The 898-nt window shown below is 72.3% G+C and carries 1 protein-coding gene; it reads right to left on the bottom strand.

Translation table 11 applies throughout. From position 1 onward, the window contains the following. A partial coding sequence (locus tag CCN56_RS39860; protein ID WP_256962431.1) for a condensation domain-containing protein occupies positions 1-898 on the bottom strand: 898 nt, incomplete at both ends.

The following is an 898-nucleotide window of genomic DNA, read 5'->3' as shown; positions in this document are numbered from 1 at the left end:
CGAAGAGATCCGCGCCGAGACCGACCTCGACCTGACCGCCCCGATGCGACGCCTTGGCCGGCCTCGGACGGTCCAGGTTCAGCCCGTGCTCCTCCGGCAGCCCCTCCAGCGCCCCGCGCCAGAAGCCCAACTCCCGGCCCAGCACACTGTCCGGGTCGTCCGCCGAGCCCAGTACCCGCCGCTGCCAGGCCGCGTAATCCGCGTACTGCACGGTCAAGGGCTCCAGGACGGAACCCTCGGCCCCGGCCACCCGAGCCGCATAGGCCCGCTGCAGATCTCCGAAGAACACCGCATTCGACAGACCGTCCGTCGCGATGTGGTGCACCACCAGCGACAGCACCGCCGAACCGTCCGCCACCTCGAACACCACCGCCCGCAACGGCAGCTCCACAGCCAGGTCGAACACACGACCGGCCAGCTCCGCAAGCGCCGCGTCGACATCGGAGGCGCCGATACGCCGACGTTCCACCGACACGCGCGCCCGCTCGGGCGGCAGGACCCGCTGGCGCGGCTCGCCCTCCACCGATTCGAACACCGTTCGCAGCGGAGCGTGCCGCTCCACCACGTCACTCAGCGCGGACTCCAGCGCCCCGAGGTCCAGCCCTCCCTCGCACCGCACCACCATCGGCACGTTGTAGGCCGCACTGTCCCCCTCCAGCTGAGCCAGCAGCCACAACCGCCGCTGCGCGAACGACGCCGGAGCCGACTCACCGGCTCCCTCCCCCGCGACCAGCGGCGGGAGAGCCTCTCCCGCACCCCGTCCGGCGACCAGCTCCGCAAGTCCCGCCACCGTCGGGTGCCCGAAGACGTCCCGGATCGTCAGCCGCGCGCCCAGCGCCTCGGCGATGTGGTTCGTCAGCCGGGCCGCGAGCAGCGAATGGCCGCCGTGGTGGAAGAA

The sequence above is a fragment of the Streptomyces sp. NRRL B-24572 genome, assembly GCF_002156145.1.
Lineage (GTDB): Bacteria > Actinomycetota > Actinomycetes > Streptomycetales > Streptomycetaceae > Streptomyces > Streptomyces vietnamensis.
This window is presented reverse-complemented; position numbering and strand designations above follow the sequence as displayed.